Source organism: uncultured Sneathiella sp., from assembly GCF_963976355.1.
Classification (GTDB): Bacteria; Pseudomonadota; Alphaproteobacteria; order Sneathiellales; family Sneathiellaceae; genus Sneathiella.
On sequence record NZ_CAXBKA010000002.1, the window covers coordinates 445,057 to 467,643 of the forward strand.

A 22,587-nucleotide genomic window follows, 5' to 3' on the forward strand; every position below is an offset into this window, starting at 1 on the left:
TTGCTGCACACAGGGCTGGCGATCTGTCAGCCCTGCTTGTTCCGGGTGGAGGATTTCAGGCGGATACGGACGGTGCCGCCCTGTTTCGGAGTTTCGATATCGAAGGCCTTGGTCTGGCGCACGAGATCGCTGAGCTTGGCGATGCCGTAGTTACGGGAATCGAAGTCGGAATAGAGCTTGATCAGCTGGTTGCCGACCACACCGAGGGAGAACCAGCCATCGTCCCCCTCCAGCTCGCCGATGGCCTTCTTGATCAGCGGGGTGGCCTTGCTCGGCGGTTGCTGGTTGCTTTTGGCGGGGGAGCGCTGATCACTGGCATCCTCGCTGCCGCCATGCAGGTTTTCCGTATAGATGAAGCGGCGGCAGGCTTGGCGGAAACTTTCCGGCGTCTTGCGCTCGCCAAAGCCGAAGACATCAACGCCTTCCTCGCGGATGCGGGCGGCAAGGCGGGTGAAATCGCTGTCGGAGGACACAAGGCAGAAACCGTCGAACCGCCCGCTGTGCAGGAGGTCCATGGCATCGATCACCAGCGTGATATCGGACGCGTTCTTGCCCGAGGTATAGGCGAACTGCTGATGCGGCATGATCGCATGTTTCTGGAGCACATCGGCCCAGCTTTTCGAGCGTGAATGCGAGAAATCCCCGTAGATCCGCCGCACGCTGGCCTCTCCGATCTTGGCGATTTCCTCAAACAGGCCGTCGGCTATTCTGGCCGAGGCGTTGTCGGCATCGATGAGGACGGCGAGGCGGGGGGAGCGGGGTTCGGACATTGTCGGGCCTCTCTGGCAGGGTATAGGGCTCGGCCCGACAATGTCGCATGTGCCGCGGATTTACAACCATGATTGTTGAACCGCGGCGCTGACCTGTTCAAACAGGAGGGATCAGGCCATTTTGGCGGCGAAGGTGGCAACCCGTTCGCCATAGAGCCGGGCGGTTTCCTGATCGCCTGCGCTCGATCCTTCCTCTGGGGAGGAATCGGCAGGCGCGATGGCGAGGGCGCCGGAGTAGCCCGCCGTCCAGTTTACATCCCCCGGACCATGCTCAAGCTTGTTGGAGGCCTGAAGTCCGGTGCCGACCCACATCTGACCATGCTGCTGCGACAGGGTGAAGAAATACAGGATGGTGTTGAACTTGTCGCCATTGACCGAGGCCGATGTGGTGAAGCCGCCCGCGACCTTGTCCTTCCAGTTAAGGGTTGCATACTGCTTCGAGCTTTCATCGGCGAATTTCTTGAACTGCCAGGCCGGGCCGCCCATGTAGGTCGGGCTGCCGAAGATGATGGCATCGGCATCAGCGAGGGTTTCCCAGACGCTGTCCGCGATCGTGCCGTCTTCGGGGATCTTGAGTGTGGTGACAGAGACGCCGCTGACAGAGGCCGCGCCTTTCTCGACGGCTTCCGCCTGCTTTACGGTGTGGCCGTAGCCGCTGAAATAGATAATCGCAACTTTCGTCATTTTCTTACTCCTAAGGCTTCTGAAGAAGCGTATAATTTTTCAAGACAAAAGGCAGGTAAGCCCTTTACTTTCTTTTTGCAAGTAGTTACCTAAAGGTAAGTAATGAGATAATTTCAATTTTATTGGAGATTATGGTCATGGCTGCGAAAGAAGATCACACACAATGCCCGATGGAGAGCATCCTCGGCCAGATCATGGGCCCTTGGACGCCCTATATCCTGTGGCTGCTCTCGAATGAGAATTCCTTGCGATTCGGAGAGATTACGGCGCGGATACCCGGCATCTCGGCCAAGGTGCTGACGGACCGCCTGCGCAAGCTGGAGGCGTCGGGCCTGATCCATCGCGACTACAAGCCGACGGTGCCGCCGACGGTCAGTTATTCCCTGACCGAGCGGGGAGCGGAACTGCACAGCGTGTTGCAGGGTCTGAACGAGGTGGCGGTCCGCTGGGACGAGGAAGACAAGGAAAAAGAAGGCAAGTCGGAAATTGCCGCGGAATAAGGGGCGTGTTAGCCTGACCCCATAACAACGATAAAACGGGAGCGCCGCACCATGGAAAAAATCAATATCCAGTTCACGCTTTTCTCCGCCTTTTACTCGCCGCTGATTTCGGCCATGTCCGGCGGCTTTCTGAAAGAGGAAGGGCTTGAGCCGGACTGGTCCGTCTCGGTGCCCGGGAAAAGCGCGATCGATGCGCTGAAAGACGGCAGCGCCCATGTGGTGCAGTCGGCGCTCAGCCAGGGGTTCGGCGCGCTGGCCCGCGGCGAGACGATGGAAGTTTCCCATTTTGCGCAAATCAATGAGATGGACGGCTTTTTCCTCACCGCGCGCGAGGCAGACCCCGATTTCACCTGGAAAAAGCTGGAAGGGGCGGAAGTCGTCCTCTTCGGTGGTGGCCAGCCGCTTGTCATGTTCAAATATGCCTGCCACAAGGCGGGCATCGATTTCGACAAGATCAAGGCGATCAATGTCGGCGGCGCGGCGGCCATGGACAAGGCGTTCCGCGACGGGCAGGGGCAGTATGTGCAGCAGCAGGGCCCGTTCCCGCAGCAGCTTGAGGCGGACAGGGTCGGCCATATCGTCGCTCAGGTCGGCAAGCAGATCGGTGCCTGCGGCTTTTCAAGCCTTGCCGCCACCAAGACGTGGCTGGAAACGGACATGGCGGCGGCCTTCATGCGCGCCTATCGCAAGACGCGGGACTATATGAATGATACCCCGGCGGCGGACATCGCGAAGGCCGAGAAACCCTATTTCCCGGATATCGATGAAGCGGCGCTCGCCAACTGCATTGCGACCTATCAGAAGCTCGGCTGCTGGCCCCGGCATCCGGAGATTACGGAGAGCGCCTATGAGGCGACCATGGATATCTTCGCCTATAACGGCCTGTTGAAGGACCGCTATCCCTATGGCCGCATCTGCAGCCTGCCGCCCGCCTAAGGGATCAGGCTGAGCGCGACCGACGCCACCAGCATCACCGCGAACAGGATATTGACGATCCGGCCGATGGTCGGGTTGCGCAGGACGCGCGCCAGCAGCGATCCGAAGAACAGCCAGATCGAATTCACGAGCACGATCACAAGGCTGAGCGCGGCAATCTTGACAATGGTATCGAGCAGCAGGTTATCGGGCAGCAGGATATTCCCCGAATAGACCGCCCCGATGGCGACATAGGCCTTCGGATTGGCGATGGCGAGCAGGAACCCGCCCGCGAAGGAGGGAGGCTTGCTGGCGGTAATGCCGCTGCCGATGACCGGCGCGGTGGCGATCCGGTAGGCGAGATAGAGGATATAGGCGGCGGCGAGCAGGCCGATGACCGTGGTCAGCGCCGGTTCGGCGAGAATGAGACCCGTAACCCCGACGGCAATCAGCAGGAGCACGCCGGCCGTCCCGAGGATGATCCCGAAAAGATAGTTGGCGGACGTGCCCGCACCGAAGGCGGCGCCCATGGCGGCAAGGCTCAAGGTTGCCGGTCCCGGGCTTCCCATCAGCGGCAGCGCCGCCAGCACCAGTAATATCAAATCCCCCGTCATGTTCTCTCCGGCAAGGTCCTAGAGCAGGTAACTTAAGCCAAGTCCGCCGACGGCACAAACCAGTAATACCGGCGTGATCGACCATTTCCGGTAGAGCAACAGGAAAGCGGCAACGAGTGCAAGGATCAGCACCTTGATATCGAAGCTGGCGAGCGTCGGCTGCCAGATTGTGATCGGGCCAACCTGCTGCTTCGTGACGTCCGCAAAGAAGACATGCAGCGCGAACCAGATGGAGAGGTTGAGGATGACGCCGACCACGGCGGCGGTGATGCCGTTCAGCGCCCGTTCCAGCCGCGGCTGATGGGAGATCCAGTCGATATAAGGCGCGCCGGTGAAGATCCAGAGAAAGCAGGGCACGAAGGTCACCCAGAGGGTGAGCAGTGCACCCGCGATCCCCATCAGGAACCCGCCCTCATAAAAGGCGGCGAGGAAGCCGACGAACTCCGTCACCAGAATGAGCGGGCCGGGCGTCGTCTCGGCAAGGCCGAGGCCGTCCATCATCTCGCCCGCGCCGAGCCAGCCGAACTGGTTGACCACATCCTGCGCCATATAGGCGAGCACCGCATAGGCGCCGCCGAAGGTGACCACCGCGAGCTTGGAGAAGAAGAGTGCGATATCGGTCAGGATCGGCGCGCCGGAGAGTGGCCCGACCAGCAGCACCGGCACCCACCAGAGGATAAGCCAGAAGACAATCCAGAGCGTGGTTTTAAGGAGCGAACGGCTTTGAGGCAGCGGCTCTTGCGCGCTCTCCGCCTCTCCGCCCTTTCGGAAAAAACCGTAGAGGGCGGCGAGGAGGACGATGAGCGGGAAGGGCAGCTCCAGAAAGAAGATGCCGATAAAGGCGAGGGCGGCGATGATCCAGGGCGTTGTGCCTTTGAGCGCCCTTTTCGCGACTTTCAAAAGCGCCTCGATCACGATGATGACCACGGCGGCCTTGATGCCGAGGAACAGCATGCTGACGAGCGGAACCGAGCCATAAAACGCATAGATGCTTGCCAAGGCGAGGATGACCGCCGCGCCCGGCAGGACGAACAGCAATCCCGCAATCAGCCCGCCGATGACCCCATGAAGACGCCAGCCCGCATAGGTCGCGAGCTGCATCGCCTCCGGTCCCGGCAGCAGCATGCAGAAGCTGAGCGCGTTCAGATATTGCCGCTCGCTGAGCCAGCCCTTTTCCTCGACCAGCACGCGATGCATGAGTGCGATCTGCGCCGCCGGGCCGCCAAAGGAGAGCAGGCCGATCCGGCCAAAGGCCGAAAAAACTTCAGGCACACTGGGGCTGCTCCGAGATGTCAAGTTATCGGTTCCGGTTTCCGTTGTCATCGTCTCAGCCTCCTGCCTTGGGGGCGGGCCAGTCATGCCCTTCATCCCGGGCGTCGCGCGCCCATCGGTAAAAGGCGTCATAGAGCCTGATGCCTGCGTCAAGCTGTGCCAGATCATCGCGATACATGCGCGATAAACCGAGGGAAGCCGCCATCAGCCCCGCCGCTTCCGGCGCAAGGTCATGCCGGTTGGTATCGGCACCCCGGATAATTGTGGCCAGATGGGTCATCGGTTCTGTTTCAAGGGCGAACTCCCGGATCATGGTATCAAAGGTACATTGTTCGCCCTGATGGCTCCAGAAAACATCTTCTATATCGAACGGAATGGCGTTGAACTTCTCGGCCACATTCAGAACTTCAGCAGGCTCGACAAATAAAAACCGGGCGGTTCGGTCGATGAAGCGGCGGATAAGCCAGGGACAGGCGATACGGTCAATCTTAGGACGATGACGGGTAACCCAGACGGTGCTCCCCCCCTGATTGCGCGTTGGGATTTTCACCGCCGGAATAAGGGGTTCTCCGGCATCTCGCCAGGCGATTGTACCTCCTTCCAGGCTCTCGGCGGCAATACCCTGATCACGGAGAATGGCCGCGGCACCCTGGCTTAGCTTCAGACCCTTCTGACAAATCACGATGACGCGTTCGCCCTTCAATCTGGGGGCGAGGGCCTCAATATCCTGAAACGGATGGCGAAATGATGTCGGCAGGAGACGCGGGTCATCATTGAAGTCCTCATCGATACAGACGTCGACAAGAATGGGGGCATCGGGCATGCCGATCAACCGGGAAAGCTGGGAAACGGAAATCTGAGTTGGAGACGTCATAGCGTCCTCCCTTTCTTTGTAAAAGGTGATTCGGACGCGAAATTTGGGCTGACGCCTCACGGGGTATCCGCAAACCCCATAACTATTTATGTGAAGCGTCAGCCGATTTTGTCAATCGGAAAATTATGACAGTTTGGCGACGGGCGGAACTAGCCCGCGCGGGCCTCGACATTCTTCTTGATGTTGGCGAGCGCGACCTCGGCCTCCGCATCCATGCGGGCGATCTGATCTTCCGTCGGAGGTTTCGGGCGCGCCGGGTTGATCATGGTGCGGGTGAAGCGGACCTCGCCGTTTCCTGCGTCCTCGACATCATAGCGAACGATGATCGTGCCGATAAAATCCGTGCTTGTCTCCCCGATCCAGAGATGCGGCGGCTCGCAGTCCGTGACCAGCCAGTCGAGCACGGCGGGACCGCTCCGGGTATGCCAGTTCTCGCGGAAGGTATCGCCTTTGCGCAAGGGGCGGTCCGGGCTGTCGATCTTGTGCGAAGCGGCCAGCCATTCGGGCCAGCTGTTGGGATTGCAGACATAATCGAGCACCGTCGCGGCGGGTGCGGTGATCAGGATATCGTGGCTGCGTTCAAAAGCATGGGTTTCGCTCATTCTTATTCTCCCTTTTTATTCAAGCGTGTCCGTCATGATGCCCGGAAGATCCTTTTCGAGCAACTCAAAGCCTGTGCGGGCGAAAAACCCGTGATCCAGATAAAAGGCGCGGGCGGCGGCATTATCTCCGGCGACCTGCAGCATCAGGCTCTTACATCCGGCGTCTTGCGCGCTGGCCTCGGCGGCGGCGAGAAGACGGGCGCCGAGGCCTTGTCCCCGGTGCGCCTCTTCAATAAAGAACTCATCAATATCCGCCATCAGCCCGTCATGTTCCAGGCTGAAATTATAGACGAGTAGAAGATAGCCAGCCGGACGATCTTCCCCTATCGCGAGATGGATCTGGCCCGCCGTCGGATGGGCGAAGAGCCAGTCGAGATTACGCCGGATGCGCGCCGCATCGAAATCGTCAAATCCCTCGAAATGCCAGTATCCCTCAATCAGCGGCAGCAGCGCCTCGATATCCGTCTTCACTGCCAGCCGGGTCAACACGATTCAACTCCCGTCGCGGGCCTGTTTGAAGAGGGCGCGGGCGATGCGCTCATTCTGGATTTCAGTTGTGCCGTCCACATAGTTGGCAATGCGGGCGCAGGCGATCTGGCGTCCGATCGGATACTCCCGCCGGAGCCCGGCGGCGCCCATCACCTGCATGGCGCGGGCAAGATGGGTGTCGGCCATGCGGGCAGCGAATTTCTTGGCATGGGCTGCGGGCAGTTCGGCCGCCGTGCCATCCTCCACCGCCAGCACGGCGCGGTAGGCGAGCAGGCGCGCGGCCTCGATATCCGTCTGGGCGTCGGCGAGCTGCCAGCGCAGCCCCTGAAAATCCGCGATATGCCCGCCGAAGGCGGCCCGCTCATTCGCATAGCGCGCGGCGAGGGCGATCGCCGCCTCGGTCATGCCGCAGCACATGGTGGCGACATAGCTCCGCGCGGCATTGACCCCGGCCATGGCGGCCTTGAAACCGTCGCCGGGTTCGCTCATCTGGCGGATGTCGGGCACGAAATGATCCGTCAGCCTGAACCCACCGACGCCGATGGCATGGCCGCCCATGATCTGAAAGGGCGGCACGCGGGTCACACCCTCCTCACGCGCATCGATGAGGAAGCCCGCTACCCCGCGCCATCCGGCGGCGGGGTCGGTCTGGGCATATAGGAACATCAGATCCGCATGGGCGGCATTGGTGATCCAGGCCTTCTCGCCGTTCAGGATCCAGCCGCCGTTCACCTTTTTTGCCGAGGTGGTGATGGCGGCGAAATCGCTGCCCGCCTGCGGCTCGCTGAGGGCCGTGCAGCCGATGGCCTCCCCCGCCAGCATTTCAGGAAGATAGCGCTTCTGGATGTCGGCGGGGGCGTCGCGGGCGATCTTCCCGGCGAGGCCCATATGATTGATCATGGAAAAGGAAAAGGCAAAGCAATGGCGGGCAATTTCCTCGGCGACCCGGGCCTTCAGGCGAAAGCGCAGGGCGCTGCCGCCAAGACTTTCCGGCACTTCTAGTCCCGCGAGCCCGGCGAGGGATGCGGCCTTCAGCGCCTCGATCGGCTGGCGGCGTTCTTCCTCCCATTTTTGCGCGTTCGGCGCGACCTCGGTTTTCGCAAAATCGATGGCATGATCCAGCATCGCCGCTTCCGCATCGGTGAGTGGCAGTTCCATGAAAGCTCCCTGTTCTTGTTGTTTTCCCTGACTATAGCCGAGGGCATCGCCTCACGAAAGCGGCTTTTCCTCGCAGCGATTTGTTCATTTGCAGGGACACCCGGCTTGTGAGAAAATGGGGGATCTGGTTGTAACCCTAGCAAGGCTTTATGACGCCCGGAAAGGAAAAAGAGGATGCGAGTGCTGGTGGTGGGGGCCGGACCGACAGGCCTGACGGCGGCGGTAGAATTGAAACGGCGCGGGATGGAGGTGGAGATCATCGAGAAGCAGACGGAAGGCTCCGGCCTGTCGCGCGCCGTCGGCATTACGCCGATGAGCCTCTGCCTGCTGTATCCGTCCGGGGTTGCGGACAAACTGCTGGCGGAGGGCATCCGTTTTCGCGAGGCCCGCCTCTATCGCCGGGCGACGCTCGCCCTGGTCCTGCAGATCCACGCAACGCCGCCGAAATACGGCTATGATTTTATCCTCGGCCTGCCGCAGGATCGGACGGAAGCCCTGCTCCGGGAGGCATTGGAGGCGGAGGGGGTAACCGTCCGCTTCTCGACGGAACTCACCGGCCTCATGGAGGAAAAGGACGGCGTGCTGGCGACCTTGGCGGACGGGGCGAGCGAGCGTTTTGACTATGTGCTTGGCGCCGACGGGGTGCACAGCACCACCCGCAAGCTGCTGGACATTCCGTTCCCCGGCCATGACCTCCCCGAAACCTGGTCGATTGCCGATGTCGATGCCAGGAACTGGCCGCATCCCGAAACCCTGACCCTGTGCCAGCTGTCGCGGGGCGGGGTGATGGTGGCGGTGCCGCTCGCGAAGGATCGGTATCGCGTTATCTCGAACCGGCCCGAGGCGCTCCGTCAGCTGCCGCTGGAGATGGATGTGACCAATGTCCGCCGGGAAGGGGCGTTTACCATCTCCGTCCGTCAGGTGTCCTTCTATAACCGGGGGCGGGTCTATCTCGCCGGGGACGCCGCCCATTGCCATTCCCCGGTCGGCGGGCGGGGCATGAACCTCGGCATTGCCGATGCGGCGGAATTTGCAAGACGGCTTGAGGACGGCACGCTGGACAGTTATAGCGCCGCGCGCCATCGGGAAGGGGCGAAGATCATCGCCGGCAGCGAGCGGGTGCGGAAATTCGTCACCTCGACAAGACCGATGATCCGCAAACTGTTTCGCCTGGCGCTCGTGGCGGCTGCGCATCTGCCGCCGCTCCGGCGCAAGATCATCGATGTGCTTCTCTATGGATGAGACCGCGGCGGCGAGGGCGCTAATCAGGAACATTTCATGTTGCGCCGCAGCATGAAAACTACCCGCCAAGATTTTATTGCAAAAGAGAAAAATTCGTGAACAATAGTGTCTGAGGCCCTTTGAGGCATCCAAGACGCTCCAAAGGGCGCACCATATTTTCAGTGATACATATCGGGAGGATTTAAGACTATGCGTAAAGCATTAATGGTTGCGGCGGCCACCGCCGTATTAATGGCGTCGGGCTCTGTCGCCTACGCGAATTGCGACCCGGGCGAAATTGTTATCAAGTTCAGCCATGTGACGAACACCGACAAGCACCCGAAGGGCATTGCCGCGAGCCTGCTGCAGGAGCGGGTGAACAGCGAGATGCAGGGCAAGGCCTGCATGGAAGTCTATCCGAACTCCACGCTTTACAATGATGACAAGGTGCTGGAAGCGCTGCTGAACGGCGATGTCCAGCTTGCTGCGCCGTCGCTCTCCAAGTTTGAGCAGTTCACCAAGCAGTTCCGCATCTTCGACCTGCCGTTCATGTTCAAGGATATCGAGGCTGTGGATGCCTTCCAGAACTCCGACACCGGCCAGGCCATGAAGGAAAGCATGACCAAGCGCGGTCTTCTGGGCCTTGCCTTCTGGCACAACGGCATGAAGCAGTTCTCGGCCAACAAGCCGCTGGTCACCCCCGGCGATGCGGAAGGGCTGAAATTCCGTGTGCAGTCGTCTGACGTGCTGGTCGCCCAGATGGACGCTCTTGGCGCCAACCCGCAGAAAATGGCTTTCTCTGAAGTCTATGGCGCTCTGCAGCAGAAAACCGTCGATGGACAGGAAAACACCTGGTCAAACATCTATGGCCAGAAATTCTTCGAGGTTCAGGACGGCACGACTGAAACCAACCACGGCGTGATCGACTATCTTCTCGTCACCTCGACGGAATTCTGGGATGGCCTGCCGGATGATGTCCGCACCCAGCTGGACACCATCATCACGGAAGTAACGGAAGCCCGGAACGCCGAATCATCCAAGGTGAACGCGGAAGCGAAACAGGCGATCATCGATGCCGGCGGCGTCGTCCGTCAGCTGTCCCCGGAAGAGCGGCAGATGTGGGTTGATGCCATGAAGCCGGTCTGGGCACAGTTCGAGGCGGATGTCGGTGCCGACAATATCGCCGAGGCACAGAAGTTCAATATGACCAACTAGGCGTTTGAACCGCTGGCGCGGCCAACACCGCGCCAGCATCTTTTCGCGTACCGGGCAAGGGGGGAGGCCATGTCGGGGCATAATCCACAGTCACCGCGATCATTCATTGACTCGCTCGAGGAGACGATGATCGCCGTCATGCTCGGCCTGATGACGCTGGTCACCTTTGCCAATGTCATGGCGCGCTATGTTTTCAATTCCAACATTCTCTGGGGGCTTGAGGTCACATCGATCCTCTTCGCCTGGCTCGTCATCTTCGGCGTCAGCTACTGCGTCAAGAAAACGGCGCATCTCGGTGTCGATGCCATCGTCAGCCTGCTCTCGCCGCCCGTGCGCAAGATCTGCACGCTGCTCGCGGTCGCCTGCTGTATCGTCTATGCCTTCCTGCTGCTGAAGGGCGGCTGGGATTTTTGGGCGAATTTCGCCAATCTGCCGGCGACGACGGGGCGCTGGTTCCCGACCGGGTTCCAGGACAAGTTCCTCGCCAAGGGCTGGTATGAAACCAACGATGTCTTCATGCCGGAGATGTTCCAGTTCATCGCCGACTGGTTCAACGACGGGGAGCGCTATGAGAAGATCCCGCGCCTGATCCCCTATGTCATGCTGCCCTTCGGCATGGCGCTGCTTCTCTATCGGTTCCTTCAGGCCGCCTGGGCCGTTTACACCGGCAAGCAGATGCTGATCATCGTCAGCCACGAAGCCGAAGACGCGGTTGAAGAAGCCGCCGCAAAAGCCGCACGGGAGGAATAGACGATGGAAATAGCCATTCTGTTTGCCGTTGTCATTGCGCTGCTGCTGCTCGGCGTACCGATTGCCGTCGCGCTCGGCCTGACCTCCATCTTCTTCCTGCTCTCGGCCTCGGACAGCTCGCTCGCCTCCGTCGCCCAGACCTTTTACGAGGCGATGGCCGGGCATTATACGCTGCTCGCCATTCCCTTCTTCATCCTTGCGTCGAGCTTCATGTCGACCGGCGGCGTCGCGCGGCGCATCATCCGTTTCTCGATCGCCGTGGTCGGGCATTTCAGCGGCGGCCTTGCGATTGCCGGGGTGTTTGCCTGCATGATGTTCGCGGCGCTCTCGGGCTCGAGCCCGGCAACGGTGGTCGCCATCGGCTCCATCGTCATCGCCGGGATGACCCAGGTCGGCTACAAGAAGGATTTCGCCGCCGGGATTATCTGTAACGCCGGAACGCTCGGCATCCTGATCCCGCCCTCCATCGTCATGGTCGTCTACGCGGCGGCCACAGACGTCTCGGTCGGGCGCATGTTTCTTGCCGGGGTGATCCCGGGCCTGCTTGCCGGGTTCATGCTGATGGTCGGCATCTATATCGCCGCAAAATGGAAGGGCCTGCCGAAAGGCGACTGGCTGGGCTGGGGCGAGGGGTTTAATGCGGCGCGGGATGCGGGCTGGGGCCTGTTCCTGATCGTCATCATCCTCGGCGGTATCTACGGCGGTGTCTTCACACCGACGGAGGCGGCGGCGGTGGCCTCGGTCTATGCCTTCCTGATCGCCAATTTCATCTATTGCGACATGGGGCCGCTGCACCGGCCGGGCGATACGCCGATCCCGATCTGGCGCAAACCGCAGGCGCTGATCACCGTGTTCTTCCATAAAGACACCCGCGATACCCTGTTCGAGGCGGGCAAGCTCACCGTCACGCTGATGTTCATCATCGCCAACGCGCTGATCCTGAAGCATGTGCTGACCGACGAGCAGATCCCGCAGCAGATTGCGGGCGCGATGCTGGATGCCGGCTTTAACTGGTGGGTGTTCCTGATCGTCGTCAACGTCATCCTGCTGATCGGCGGGCAGTTCATGGAGCCGTCGGGCCTGATCGTGATTGTCGCGCCGCTGGTCTTCCCGATTGCCATGGAACTCGGCATTGATCCGATCCATCTCGGCATCATCATGGTGGTGAATATGGAGATCGGAATGATAACGCCGCCGGTCGGGCTCAATCTGTTCGTCACCTCAGGCATAGCGGGGATGCCGATCATGCGGGTGGTGAAGGCCGCCCTGCCATGGCTTGGCATCCTGTTCATCTTCCTGATCCTGGTAACTTATGTCCCGACGTTGTCGACCTGGTTACCGACGACCTTCATGGGGCCGGAAATCGTCATCAAATAGGATGATCCCGCAACAGGCGTTTCTTGAAACGCCTGAGCATGAACCATACAGCGAGCAGGATTATCGGGATCGATGCGCCCTTGACGATTTCGACATTGAGCGCGAGCCCCAGCGGATGGGCCATCTCGGCGGCATAACCGACAAGGCTGACCAGATAATAGCTGATGGCGGCGATGGAAAGACCCTCGACCGTTTCCTGCAGGCGGAGCTGGCGTTGCGCGCGCTGGTTCATGGCGGCAAGCTGGGCCTGGCTCTGCTCGGCGAGGGCGAAATCCGTCTTCGTCCGCAACAGGTTGGCGGAGCGGGTGGCCCGCCGTGAGAGGTCGGCGAGCCGGTCGGCAACGGAGTTGCAGGTCCTGACCGCGGGCGCGAGACGGCGATCGAGGAATTCCGAAATCGTCTGATAGGGATCAACCGGCGTTTCCTTCAGCTCGGCAATTCGGGACAGCACGATCTGGTAATAGGCGCGGGTGGCGCTGAAGCGATAGGCGGTTTTTGACGACAGCGTTTCGATCTCGGCCGAGACACGCGTGAGGTCACGCAGCAGGTCTTTCTCCTTGTCCGCACTGGTCGCCCGGCTTAACTCCTCCGTCAGGGCCGCCAGCTCACTGTTGATCAAGGCAATCTTGACGCTGACTTCCCGGGCGAGCGGCAGCGCCAGCAGGGACATATTACGATAGACCGCGATCTCGAAAATCCTGAGCAGCACCCGCCCTGCTTTTCGCGGGGACATGTCATGATCATAAATAAGCGAGCGAATATAGCCGTCCTTGTCGATCCGCATGTCGGTCCAGCGCTGCGCGCCGTTGCTGCCGATCATGCTGCTGACGAGGCTTTCGGACACGAAGTATTTATTGAGCTCGGTTTCATTGGGGCGGGGCTGACCCTTGTCCAGGATTTCGGCCTTTATCGCCGTCAGCAGGAGGCCCGGCAGCTCCCGCAGCCATTTTTCCGGTACTTCCGAGCAGGCCGTCTTCGCAAAGGGCTCATCCCCCTTGTTACGGCGGAGAAAGGTGTAGGTCGTGAATTCCGCATGCCGTTCCCAGCGCAGCCGGAAAGTACCGAAATCCCCTGAAAAATGGTTGGCATTTTCCATCGGCGGATGCAGGCCATAACGGCGGCACAGATCGCAGATATGGCGATACTCCTGTTCCTCCTGATGCTCTTCGATGAACATGGCATAGTGGGTCGCGGTGAGCGGGGCGACAATCTGCTCGAAGGGACGAGCGTGGATCTCGTTATTGATATCAAAACGTAAGGGATGCGGCTTGAGTCCGGCACAATCTCTCGGCGTGTCCATGTCGTTTTTAACCTTCTCCAAGCTGCGCGATTTCCAACACCCGTAATTCGGGATCGCAAGGACTAGACGTTCTTAAAATCAATGTCAATTAACGAGCGCTGATACATGAAACTATGCCGGGTTGCTGTGATTTTTTGTGTGGATAACCCTTAAATCAACCTAAATATAGGGGGTTATGGGCCTTTTTTGCCAAATTTGTCGAAAATATTTGCGTAATTTTTCCAATTGACTCATCATGGCCTTAGTTGGGGGTAGTAACAGTATGCGTAAATATCATGATTCGCTCAGTTGACGGCCAGATGCCGACACTGTCGGCTTCACGGAAACAGCGCCCGTTCAGCCCGGCGCCGCAGCGTAAGATCCTGCTGGTTTCCATCAATATTCCGAAGAATAATGATCCCTACGGGTCACTCGATACCTTTGTGTTCGGCCATGTACCCGTTGTTTTCCTGATCGCGGAGAATGCGGATGCGGCGGCGAACATGCTGGAGGCGCATCCGGATATCGCCGTTGTGATCGTCGATGTGTCAGGCGAGAAGGGGGAGAGCGGCCTTGCCCTGGTACGCAAGCTCCGGACCGAACTCGACAACCGGACGATCCGTATCGTGCTGCTGGGCGAGGCGACGGCGCCCGGAGAGACGCAGAACCGCTTCCTCAATTACGATGTCAGCGATTACCGCGATATTTCCGAGATCAACCTGCCCAAGCTGTTTACTAGCCTGACCATCGCCCTGCAATCCTATGAGCGGCTGGTCACCGAGGAGGACAACAAGCAGTCCCTGCAGACCATTCTTGATATCACGCGGGAGCTTTACGGCGTCCGCTCAGTGGAGGATTTCTGCCTGACGATCCTGACCCAGCTTCAGGTCATCTGCAAGAATGTCGAGGATTGCTTCTTCGCCATCCCGAACGAACATACGGGCGAGCTGTCCGTCACCGCGGGCAAGGGCGGCTATGTCACCGCTAACAAGCAGCGGGTGAAGGAGGTCGTCGATGAGGAGCTGTTCGGCATGATCCTCGGTGCGACGGTCAGCCGCGAAAATATCTTCACCGACGTGGTGAGCATTCTCTGTATCTGCCGCGATGACAAACTGAAGGGCGTGGTCGTGCTGGAAAACGGCGCGCCGCTCACCTTCCTTGAAACCCGCCAGATGGAACTGATCTGCGCCAACATCACACTCGGCCTTGAAAATGCGGACATGTTCGAGGAGATCAAGCGCCTCGCCTTCAATGACAGCCTGACCGGCCTCGACAGCCGGGCCAAGTTCCGCTCCGATGTGCAGCAGTATATCGAGACGGTGGCACGGCCGGAGAAGAAGAAGGTTGCCGTCGTGCAGTTCACGCTGGAACATCTGCCGGAGCTGAACATTGCCCTCGGCCATGACGCGGGCGATGAACTGTTGCAGTTCGTCTCGGAGCAGCTGACGCAGATGTTTCCGGACGCCATTTCGCTGGCCCGCACCTCCGGGAACGGTTTCGGCCTTTGCCTGCCTTATACAACGACGCAGGAGCTCAAACAGATCCCGAAAACCATCCACAGCCTGTTCGAGCATGGGCCGTCAACGCGCGAAAATCTGCCGCATATCGTGCCGCGCATCGGCCTTGCCATCTATCCGGCGGATGCGGATAACGCAACCACGCTGTGGCGCAACACCAATATCGCGCTCGCCAATCTTAAGGTGCGGAACGGCTCTTATTTCTGTTTCTACAACAGCGCCATCGCCAATGACATCAATGCACGCGTCGAGATGAACAATGCGCTGCGTACCGGCATCGGCCGCAAGGACCTATCGCTCAAATACCAGCCACAGGTCGATCTGGAGACCGGCGCCATTATCGGGGTCGAGGCGCTGATCCGCTGGCAACGGGAGGCGGGCAAGTTTGTCGCGCCGAACGAGTTCATTCCGGTTGCCGAAAGCTCCGGCCTGATCGCGCCGATCAGCGAATGGGTGCTTCAGGAAGCCTGCCGTCAGCGCCGCCTCTGGCTGGACGAGGGCGCCGATGATTTCCGCGTGGCGGTCAATCTGTCGCTGTCGATCTTCCAGAATGACGATTTTGTCGACCTGATCCGCAAGACCCTGAAGGTTACAGGCTGCCCGCCCTGGCTTCTGGAGCTGGAGGTGACGGAAAGCGTGATCATGGAAAACCCCGAGCAGACGCTTCGGAATTTCCGCGAGCTGCGTGACCTCGGCGTCAGTTTCGCCATCGATGATTTCGGCACCGGCTATTCTTCTTTGAGCTACCTTCGGCAGTTGCCGGTCTCGGCGCTCAAGATCGACAAGACCTTCATCGATGGTTTGACCGAGAATGGCGATGATGCCGCAATTGCCCAGACGGTGATCTCGCTCGGCCGCAGCCTTGGCATGAAGGTGCTGGCCGAAGGGGTGGAGACAACGGACCAGGTGGAATTCCTGTGGTCCGCCAAATGCCATCAGGCGCAGGGCTTCCTGTTCTCGCGTCCGGCGGCAGCGGAGGAAATTCTGCCCTTCATCCGCAATCCCGGCTTTACCACCTTCACCCAGAAATCGCTATTTTAAGAGCTTTCCCGGATTCATGATGCCATCCGGATCGAGGGCTTTCTTGATCCGCCGCATGAGATCGATCTCGACGTCCGGCTTGTAATGCACCAGATCGTCCGCCTTGAGGCGGCCGATGCCATGCTCGGCGCTGATGGAGCCGCGCATCTTCACGGCGATATCATGGACGACGCGGCTGACTTCCTCCCAGTGGGAGAGATATTCCGCCCGGTCCATATCCGCGGGCTGCATCGGGTTGTAATGGACGTTGCCATCGCCGATATGTCCGAACACGACGGAGCGGAAGGTGGGGATGATTTTCCCGACCGCGATATCGGCCTCGCGGATGAAATCGGCATAGCGCGAGACGGGGACGGAAATATCATGCTTGATGCTGCCGCCCTCGGGCTTCTGGGCGGCGGAGATTTCCTCGCGCAGGCGCCAGAGATGCTGCTGCTGCGCCTCGCTCGCGGGCACGACCGCATCGAGGACGATCTCCTTCTCGAAACCCTCCGCAAGGATGCTTTCCATCAGTCCCTTCAAATCCGGCGTCGCGCTTGAGGATAACTCGACCAGCACCTGCCAGTCATAGCGGGCGGGCATCGGGTCGGTGAAATCCGGTACATGGCGCACCACCATGTCGATGCAGTAGCGGGAAATGAGCTCGATCGCGGTTACCTGGTCGCCGCTCATGGCGCGGGCGAGGCTCAGGAACTCGATCGCCGCCTCGACAGAGGGAACGGCGGCGAGCGCCACCTGCTGGTATTTCGGTTTCGGATACATCTTCACCACCGCGCCGGTAACGATACCGAGCGTGCCCTCGGCGCCGATGAAAAGCTGCTTGAGGTCATAGCCGGTGTTATCCTTGCGTAGGCCCGTGAGCCCGTCCCAGATGCGCCCGTCCGGCAGCACGACCTCGAGACCCAACACCTGCTCGCGGGTATTGCCGTAATGCAGCACCTGCACGCCGCCCGCGTTGGTGGAGATATTGCCGCCGATCTGGCAGCTTCCTTCCGAGCCGATACGGAGCGGGAAGATAAAGCCGTTCTCCTCGGCGACCTGTTGCAGATTGGCGAGGATGCAGCCCGCATCGACCGTGAGCGTGCCGTTCAGCCGGTCAATCTCCCGCACGCTATTCATGCGGTTGGTGGAGAGGATGACTTCTTCGCCGCCGGTAAACGGGATGGAGCCGCCGACGAGGCTGGTATTGCCGCCCTGCGGCACCAGCGCGGTTTTCGTCTCGGCGCAGAGCCGGACGACGGCGGCGACTTCCTCGGTTGTTTTCGGCTGTACCACGGCGCGGGCGCGGCCGACGAACTTGTCTCGCCATTCGACCACGAAGCCCTGCATGTCGGCCTCGTCCGTGATGACATGGGTCTTGCCGACGATATTTCCCAGCTCCTCGATGATATTCATGGGCCGACCTCTTCCTTTTCCGACTTCGGCGCGGCGGCGCGGCGGAGACGGTCATTGATCGCAACGCCGAGACCGACCTCCGGGATCGGGCCGACGGCGATGCGCTTGAAATTCATCTCATCGAGCAGATGCAGGGCGGAGAAGAGCCGCGCTGTCGCCTCGGTCAGGTCGCCTGCCTCGCTCAGGTTGATATCGGCCAGAGTATCATATTCCCGGCCAAAGCCAAGATAGGCCTCGCCTTCGCGCTTGTCGGTGGCATTCAGCCGGACATCGGCCCTGGGTGCGTAATGGCTTTTGAGCATCCCGGGGCTCGATGGCGCGCCCTCTGCGTCCGGGCGGAGCAGGGGACCGGCAACCGCCTCGATCGCTTCGCGGGTGATGCCGCCTGGCCGCAAAAGAACGGGTTTCTCACCGGCAAAACCGACAACCGTGCTCTCCACCCCGACGGCGCAGGCCCCGCCGTCAAGCACCCCTGCAATCTTTCCGCCGAGTCCGTCGATCACATGCTGTGCCGTGGTCGGGCTGATCCCGCCCGAGGGATTGGCGCTCGGCGCGGCGAGGGGGCGGTCGCAGGCCTTCAGGAATTCGAGCGCCTGCCGATGGCCGGGAATGCGGATGGCCAGTGTCTCGAGTCCTGCGCTCGCCAGCCGGGAGACGGGGCAGTCTTCGATGCGCGGCAGCACGAGGGTGAGGGCGCCCGGCCAGAAGGTCGCCGCCAGCCGCTCGGCAAGCGGGCTGAAACTGACATAGCGGCGCGTGATCTCAAGGGTCGGTACATGGATGATCAGCGGATTGAAACTCGGCCGTCCCTTGGCGTCATAGATGGCGGCGACGGCCCGGTCATCCTCGGCATTGCCGCCAAGGCCATAGACGGTTTCGGTCGCGAAGGCGACAAGCCTGCCCGCCTGTATTTCCGCGGCGGCGGCGTCATATCCGGCCGGGCCGGGTTTGAATATCTTCATCTCTGGTCGATCCGCTGTTATCCTTGTGCGAGCCTTTACCCGAAAACACCGTCCGGTCAAGCGCCGTGGCAGTGCGCGAAAGTCTTTTTTCTCTGTGCGGGATATGCCATAACATCCCGAGAATGAGAAAACAAATTCGGGAAAGGCGTCTCCATGGCAGAATATAGTGCCCCGCTGAAAGACATGAGCTTTGTTCTCAACAATATTGCGGACCTTCCGTCCCTTGCCAAGCTGGAGGGATATGAACATGCGGAAGCGGATGTGGTTGAGGCGGTATTGGAGGAGGCCGGGAAGTTCGCGGCCAATGTGCTCTCGCCGCTGAACAAGCCCGGTGATCTGCAGGGTTCCCATGTGAAGGACGGCGTTGTAACCACGCCCGATGGCTGGGTTGAGGCCTATGCTGGGTTCGTCGAAGGCGGCTGGAACGGGATTTCCGCGCCGGAGGCCTATGACGGCGGCGGCCTGCCAAGCGCGGTAGCTTTAGCGACGGTGGAAATGTGGAACGCGGCGAACCTCGGCTTTTCGCTCTGTCCGCTCCTGACCCAGGGCGCGATCGAGAGCATCCTCGCCCACGGCACCGAAGAGCAGCAGCAGAAGTACCTCAAGAAGCTGGTAAGCGGCGAATGGGCGGCGACCATGAACCTCACGGAAAGCCAAGCCGGATCGGATGTCGGCGCACTCCGGACCAAGGCGGAACCGGCGGAGGATGGCACATGGCGCATCTCCGGCCAGAAGATATTCATCACTTACGGGGAGCATGAGATGAGCGAGAACATCATCCATCTGGTGCTGGCCCGCACACCCGGCGCGCCTGCGGGCACCCGCGGCATCTCCCTCTTTATCGTGCCGAAATACCTGGTGAAGGATGACGGGACGCTTGGGGAGCGGAATGATCTTAAATGTGTCTCGCTGGAAGAGAAGATCGGTATTCACGCGAGCCCGACGGCGGTGATGTCCTATGGCGATAATGGCGACTGCGTCGGTTATCTCCTCGGCGCGGAGAACAAGGGCATGGCCTGCATGTTTACGATGATGAACAGCGCCCGGCTCAATGTCGGTGTGCAGGGTCTTGCTGTTGCCGAGCGCGCCTATCAGCAGGCGGTCGACTATGCGAAGGATCGCCGGCAGGGGCAGGCGCCCGGCATGCCCAAGGGTGAAATGACGCCGATCATCAATCATGCCGATGTGCGGCGGATGCTGATGACCATGCGCGCGAATATCGAAGCCATGCGCTGCCTCATCTATCTGAACGGTGCGGCCCTTGACGAGGCCCATCACGGGGCCGACGAGGCGGCGCGGGAAAAGGCCATGGGCCTTGCCGAACTGCTGACGCCGATGTCCAAAGGCTGGTGCACGGACCTCGGTGTCGAGCTGGCGTCAACGGCGGTGCAGGTGCATGGCGGCATGGGCTTTATCGAGGAAACCGGCGTCGGGCAATATTACCGCGATGCCCGTATCCTCCCCATCTACGAGGGAACGAACGGCATTCAGGCGCTCGATCTGGTGGGGCGCAAGCTCTCCTTGCAGGGCGGCGCGCCGGTGAAGGCGCTGTTCGGGGAAATGGACGCGACCGTGAAGGCGCTTGCCGATACAGGGGACGAGATGGCCGCCATGTCACTCCAGCTCAATCTCGCCGTCAGTGCGCTGAAAGATGCGACGGACTGGCTCTATAGCAACGCGCCCAACGATCCCCATGCAGCCCCGGCGGGGGCGACGCCGTATCTTCGGATGTTCGCAACGACCGTGGGCGGATATTTGCTTGCGAAATCGGCCCTGAAGGCGCGCGAGATGCGGGCAAACGGTGATCCGGACACGGCCTTCCTCGATGCCAAAATCGTCACCGCGCGCTTCTTCATGGCGCAGATCCTGCCGATGGCAACCGCCCTGCTTGGGCCGGTGACGGGAGGGGCCGAGACCCTGTTCGCCATTGACGATGCCCAGCTTTCGGCATAGAACAGAGACAGGTATTAACGTTAACGTAAACGTTAAAGACGAATTTGCCGGAGCGGAATTCCCCCGTTCCGGCAAACCGATAATAGGGTTCATAATGAAAAATCAAGAAATAGAATACCCGCTGAGTACGCGTCCCGGTGACGGGGAAGTCCTGGAAGTGGCAGAAGGCGTCCTCTGGGTGCGGATGCCGATTCCGATCCCCGGGCTGGATTATATCAACCTCTATCTGCTGGAGGATGACGACGGCTGGACGATGGTCGATTCCGGCCTCAACACTCCGAAAATTCGCGAACTGTGGGAAAGTATCTTTGCGGCGCATCTTAAAGGAAAGCCGGTAATTCGTTTGATCTGCACGCATTTTCACCCCGATCATATGGGGCAGGCGGGCTGGATAACGAAACGCTGGAATATTCCGCTGACCATGACCTTCGGCGAATGGACTTTCGGGCGGATGCTGTATCTGGAAGCGCAGGAGGAGACGCCGGATTTCGTGATCGATTTCTACGCCTCCGTCGGGTTTGACGAAGTGATGATGGAGCGAGTGCGAGATCGCGGCTTCAACCATTTCCGCCAGGCGATGTCGACGGTGCCCATGGGCTTCGACCGTATCTCGAACGGGGATATCCTGACCATCGGCCGCCGAAACTGGCAGGTGATGGTCGGCAAGGGGCATTCACCGGAGCATGCCTGCCTCTATTCAAAGGCGGATGGCATCCTGATCTCCGGTGATCAGGTATTGCCGCGGATTACGCCGCATATCGGCATTTATCCGGCGGAGCCGCTCGCTAATCCTCTCAAGAAGTTCATCCAATCCATTGATAAATTAGTGAAATTGCCGCAGGACACGTTGGTCCTCCCGGCCCATAATGACGTTTTTACCGGGCTGCATAACCAGCTCGACTACTATAAAACACACCATGAAGATCGACTTAACCGGTTACTTGGCGCCTGTGATTCGCCACAGTCGGCGCTCGATCTGCTGCCGGTCCTGTTTGACCGGGAACTGGACGAGGGCGACCGCAGTATGGGCGTGGCCGAGGGGCTGGCCCATTGTCATTACCTGATCGGCGAAGGCCGGCTGGAACGACTGAAGGATACGGACGGCATCTGGAAGTTCCGGCGGCGCGGGGCGGCGCATCTCGCGGTTGCCTGATTTTCTGACATATCACTGAAATAAAAAAGAATAAGGGAAACAAAGAGATGGCAGACGATCTTCTGTATGAAAAGAACGGCGCAATTGCAACCATAACTCTCAACCGACCGGAGGCGCGCAACGCTCTGTCCGTCGATATGCGAGAGCAGCTGTTCCAGTCCGTTATCGATGCGGAAAGCGATGAGTCGATCCGCTGCGTCGTCGTGCGCGGTGCGGGCGAGCATTTTCAGGCGGGAGGCGATGTCAAATCCTTTAACGAGTTCGTCAAGCTGAGCCCGAAGGAGCGCGAACAGACATTCGAGCGGCGCATCCATGGCCTGCATCCGACCATCTTCGCCATGCAGCGGATGCCCAAACCGATCATCGCGAGCGTGCGCGGCGGGGCGGCAGGCTTCGGCCTGTCGCTGATGATGGCCTGCGATATGGTAATCGCCTCGGAGGATGCGTTCGTCACGCTCGCCTATATCGGTATTGGCACGACGCCGGACGGATCGGGCACATATACCCTGCCGCGCATTGTCGGTCTCAAGAAGGCGATGGAGATTGCTATGCTCGGCGACCGGATCAAGGCGGCGGAGGCCAAGGACCTCGGCCTGATCAATTTCGTCGTCCCGACCGGGGAACTGGAGGCGGAGACCGCGAAGCTCGCGAAGCGTCTGGCAAATGGCCCGACGGTCGCGCTTGGCCGGACGAAGCAGTTGCTTAATGCCTCGCTCAATAATAGTCTGGAAACGCAGCTCTCCCTCGAAGCGCAAGGGTTCGCCTTCTGCGCCGCCAGCAATGACTGGGCCGAGGGGGTGCAGGCCTTTAAGGAGAAGCGCAAGCCCGAGTATAAAGGCAACTGAC

The 22,587-nt window shown here is 60.2% G+C and carries 21 protein-coding genes; 10 read left to right on the plus strand and 11 right to left on the minus strand.

Features of this window, described 5'->3' with window-relative positions; translation table 11 throughout:
* Positions 1-26: 26 nt before the first annotated feature.
* Positions 27-770 (minus strand): NYN domain-containing protein, encoded by a 744-nt coding sequence (locus AAC599_RS05880; protein ID WP_340149474.1) that lies wholly within the window; start codon positions 768-770, stop codon positions 27-29.
* 111 nt (positions 771-881) lie between these two features.
* Positions 882-1,454 carry a flavodoxin family protein gene (locus AAC599_RS05885; protein WP_340149475.1) on the minus strand — a complete coding sequence of 191 codons (573 nt, stop codon included), beginning with the start codon at positions 1,452-1,454 and terminating at the stop codon, positions 882-884.
* Positions 1,455-1,591: 137 nt separating this feature from the next.
* Between AAC599_RS05885 and AAC599_RS05890 the strand changes: the two genes are divergently transcribed.
* Positions 1,592-1,954: a helix-turn-helix domain-containing protein gene (locus AAC599_RS05890; protein ID WP_340149476.1), complete on the plus strand. Its 363-nt coding sequence runs from the start codon at positions 1,592-1,594 to the stop codon at positions 1,952-1,954.
* Between the two features lie 51 nt (positions 1,955-2,005).
* On the plus strand, positions 2,006-2,890 hold the full coding sequence (locus AAC599_RS05895; RefSeq protein WP_340149477.1) for an ABC transporter substrate-binding protein: 885 nt from the start codon (positions 2,006-2,008) through the stop codon (positions 2,888-2,890).
* Here the strand turns inward: AAC599_RS05895 and AAC599_RS05900 are convergent.
* The 6 genes from AAC599_RS05900 to AAC599_RS05925 all read right to left on the minus strand — a co-directional run bounded on the left by AAC599_RS05900 (position 2,887) and on the right by AAC599_RS05925 (position 7,878).
* A complete protein-coding gene (locus AAC599_RS05900; protein WP_340149478.1) occupies positions 2,887-3,483 on the minus strand; it encodes a LysE family transporter in 597 nt (198 codons plus the stop codon). The two genes, AAC599_RS05895 and AAC599_RS05900, sit on opposite strands and share 4 nt — an antisense overlap.
* Positions 3,484-3,501: 18 nt before the next feature.
* Positions 3,502-4,806: a chromate efflux transporter gene (gene chrA / locus AAC599_RS05905; protein WP_340149479.1), complete on the minus strand. Its 1,305-nt coding sequence runs from the start codon at positions 4,804-4,806 to the stop codon at positions 3,502-3,504.
* A 4-nt stretch (positions 4,807-4,810) separates the two neighbouring features.
* On the minus strand, positions 4,811-5,629 hold the full coding sequence (locus tag AAC599_RS05910; protein WP_340149480.1) for a sulfurtransferase/chromate resistance protein: 819 nt from the start codon (positions 5,627-5,629) through the stop codon (positions 4,811-4,813).
* Positions 5,630-5,778: 149 nt separating this feature from the next.
* A complete protein-coding gene (locus AAC599_RS05915) occupies positions 5,779-6,231 on the minus strand; it encodes an SRPBCC family protein (RefSeq protein WP_340149481.1) in 453 nt (150 codons plus the stop codon).
* Positions 6,232-6,246: 15 nt separating this feature from the next.
* Complete coding sequence (locus AAC599_RS05920) at positions 6,247-6,720, minus strand: GNAT family N-acetyltransferase (RefSeq protein ID WP_340149482.1); 474 nt, start codon at positions 6,718-6,720, stop codon at positions 6,247-6,249.
* Between the two features lie 3 nt (positions 6,721-6,723).
* Positions 6,724-7,878 (minus strand): acyl-CoA dehydrogenase family protein, encoded by a 1,155-nt coding sequence (locus tag AAC599_RS05925; protein WP_340149483.1) that lies wholly within the window; start codon positions 7,876-7,878, stop codon positions 6,724-6,726.
* Positions 7,879-8,052: 174 nt separating this feature from the next.
* On the opposite strand from AAC599_RS05925, the gene AAC599_RS05930 reads away from it, so the two are divergent.
* From AAC599_RS05930 to AAC599_RS05945, 4 genes are all read left to right on the plus strand, one after another.
* Positions 8,053-9,120 (plus strand): FAD-dependent oxidoreductase, encoded by a 1,068-nt coding sequence (locus AAC599_RS05930; protein WP_340149484.1) that lies wholly within the window; start codon positions 8,053-8,055, stop codon positions 9,118-9,120.
* A gap of 189 nt (positions 9,121-9,309) precedes the next feature.
* Positions 9,310-10,314 (plus strand): TRAP transporter substrate-binding protein, encoded by a 1,005-nt coding sequence (locus AAC599_RS05935; protein WP_340149485.1) that lies wholly within the window; start codon positions 9,310-9,312, stop codon positions 10,312-10,314.
* A gap of 69 nt (positions 10,315-10,383) precedes the next feature.
* Entirely contained in the window at positions 10,384-11,064 is a 681-nt protein-coding gene (locus AAC599_RS05940) for a TRAP transporter small permease (protein WP_340149486.1), read from the plus strand.
* Between the two features lie 3 nt (positions 11,065-11,067).
* Positions 11,068-12,441, plus strand: a complete 1,374-nt coding sequence (locus tag AAC599_RS05945; RefSeq protein WP_340149487.1) for a TRAP transporter large permease — start codon at positions 11,068-11,070, stop codon at positions 12,439-12,441.
* On the opposite strand, the gene AAC599_RS05950 is transcribed toward AAC599_RS05945, so the two are convergent.
* Positions 12,434-13,741 (minus strand): DUF3422 domain-containing protein, encoded by a 1,308-nt coding sequence (locus AAC599_RS05950; RefSeq protein ID WP_340149488.1) that lies wholly within the window; start codon positions 13,739-13,741, stop codon positions 12,434-12,436. The genes AAC599_RS05945 and AAC599_RS05950 overlap by 8 nt on opposite strands.
* Before the next feature lie 275 nt (positions 13,742-14,016).
* Between AAC599_RS05950 and AAC599_RS05955 the strand changes: the two genes are divergently transcribed.
* A complete protein-coding gene (locus tag AAC599_RS05955; protein WP_340149489.1) occupies positions 14,017-16,278 on the plus strand; it encodes an EAL domain-containing protein in 2,262 nt (753 codons plus the stop codon).
* Here the strand turns inward: AAC599_RS05955 and AAC599_RS05960 are convergent.
* Complete coding sequence (locus tag AAC599_RS05960; RefSeq protein ID WP_340149490.1) at positions 16,270-17,595, minus strand: FAD-binding oxidoreductase; 1,326 nt, start codon at positions 17,593-17,595, stop codon at positions 16,270-16,272. The genes AAC599_RS05955 and AAC599_RS05960 overlap by 9 nt on opposite strands.
* Before the next feature lie 74 nt (positions 17,596-17,669).
* A complete protein-coding gene (locus AAC599_RS05965; protein ID WP_340149491.1) occupies positions 17,670-18,635 on the minus strand; it encodes an L-threonylcarbamoyladenylate synthase in 966 nt (321 codons plus the stop codon).
* A gap of 153 nt (positions 18,636-18,788) precedes the next feature.
* Here AAC599_RS05965 and AAC599_RS05970 point away from each other — a divergent pair, with 153 nt between their 5' ends.
* The 3 genes from AAC599_RS05970 to AAC599_RS05980 all read left to right on the plus strand — a co-directional run bounded on the left by AAC599_RS05970 (position 18,789) and on the right by AAC599_RS05980 (position 22,586).
* Entirely contained in the window at positions 18,789-20,588 is a 1,800-nt protein-coding gene (locus AAC599_RS05970) for an acyl-CoA dehydrogenase (protein WP_340149492.1), read from the plus strand.
* Between the two features lie 94 nt (positions 20,589-20,682).
* On the plus strand, positions 20,683-21,741 hold the full coding sequence (locus AAC599_RS05975; RefSeq protein WP_340149493.1) for an MBL fold metallo-hydrolase: 1,059 nt from the start codon (positions 20,683-20,685) through the stop codon (positions 21,739-21,741).
* Positions 21,742-21,788: 47 nt separating this feature from the next.
* Entirely contained in the window at positions 21,789-22,586 is a 798-nt protein-coding gene (locus tag AAC599_RS05980; protein ID WP_340149494.1) for an enoyl-CoA hydratase, read from the plus strand.
* Position 22,587 lies beyond the last annotated feature (1 nt).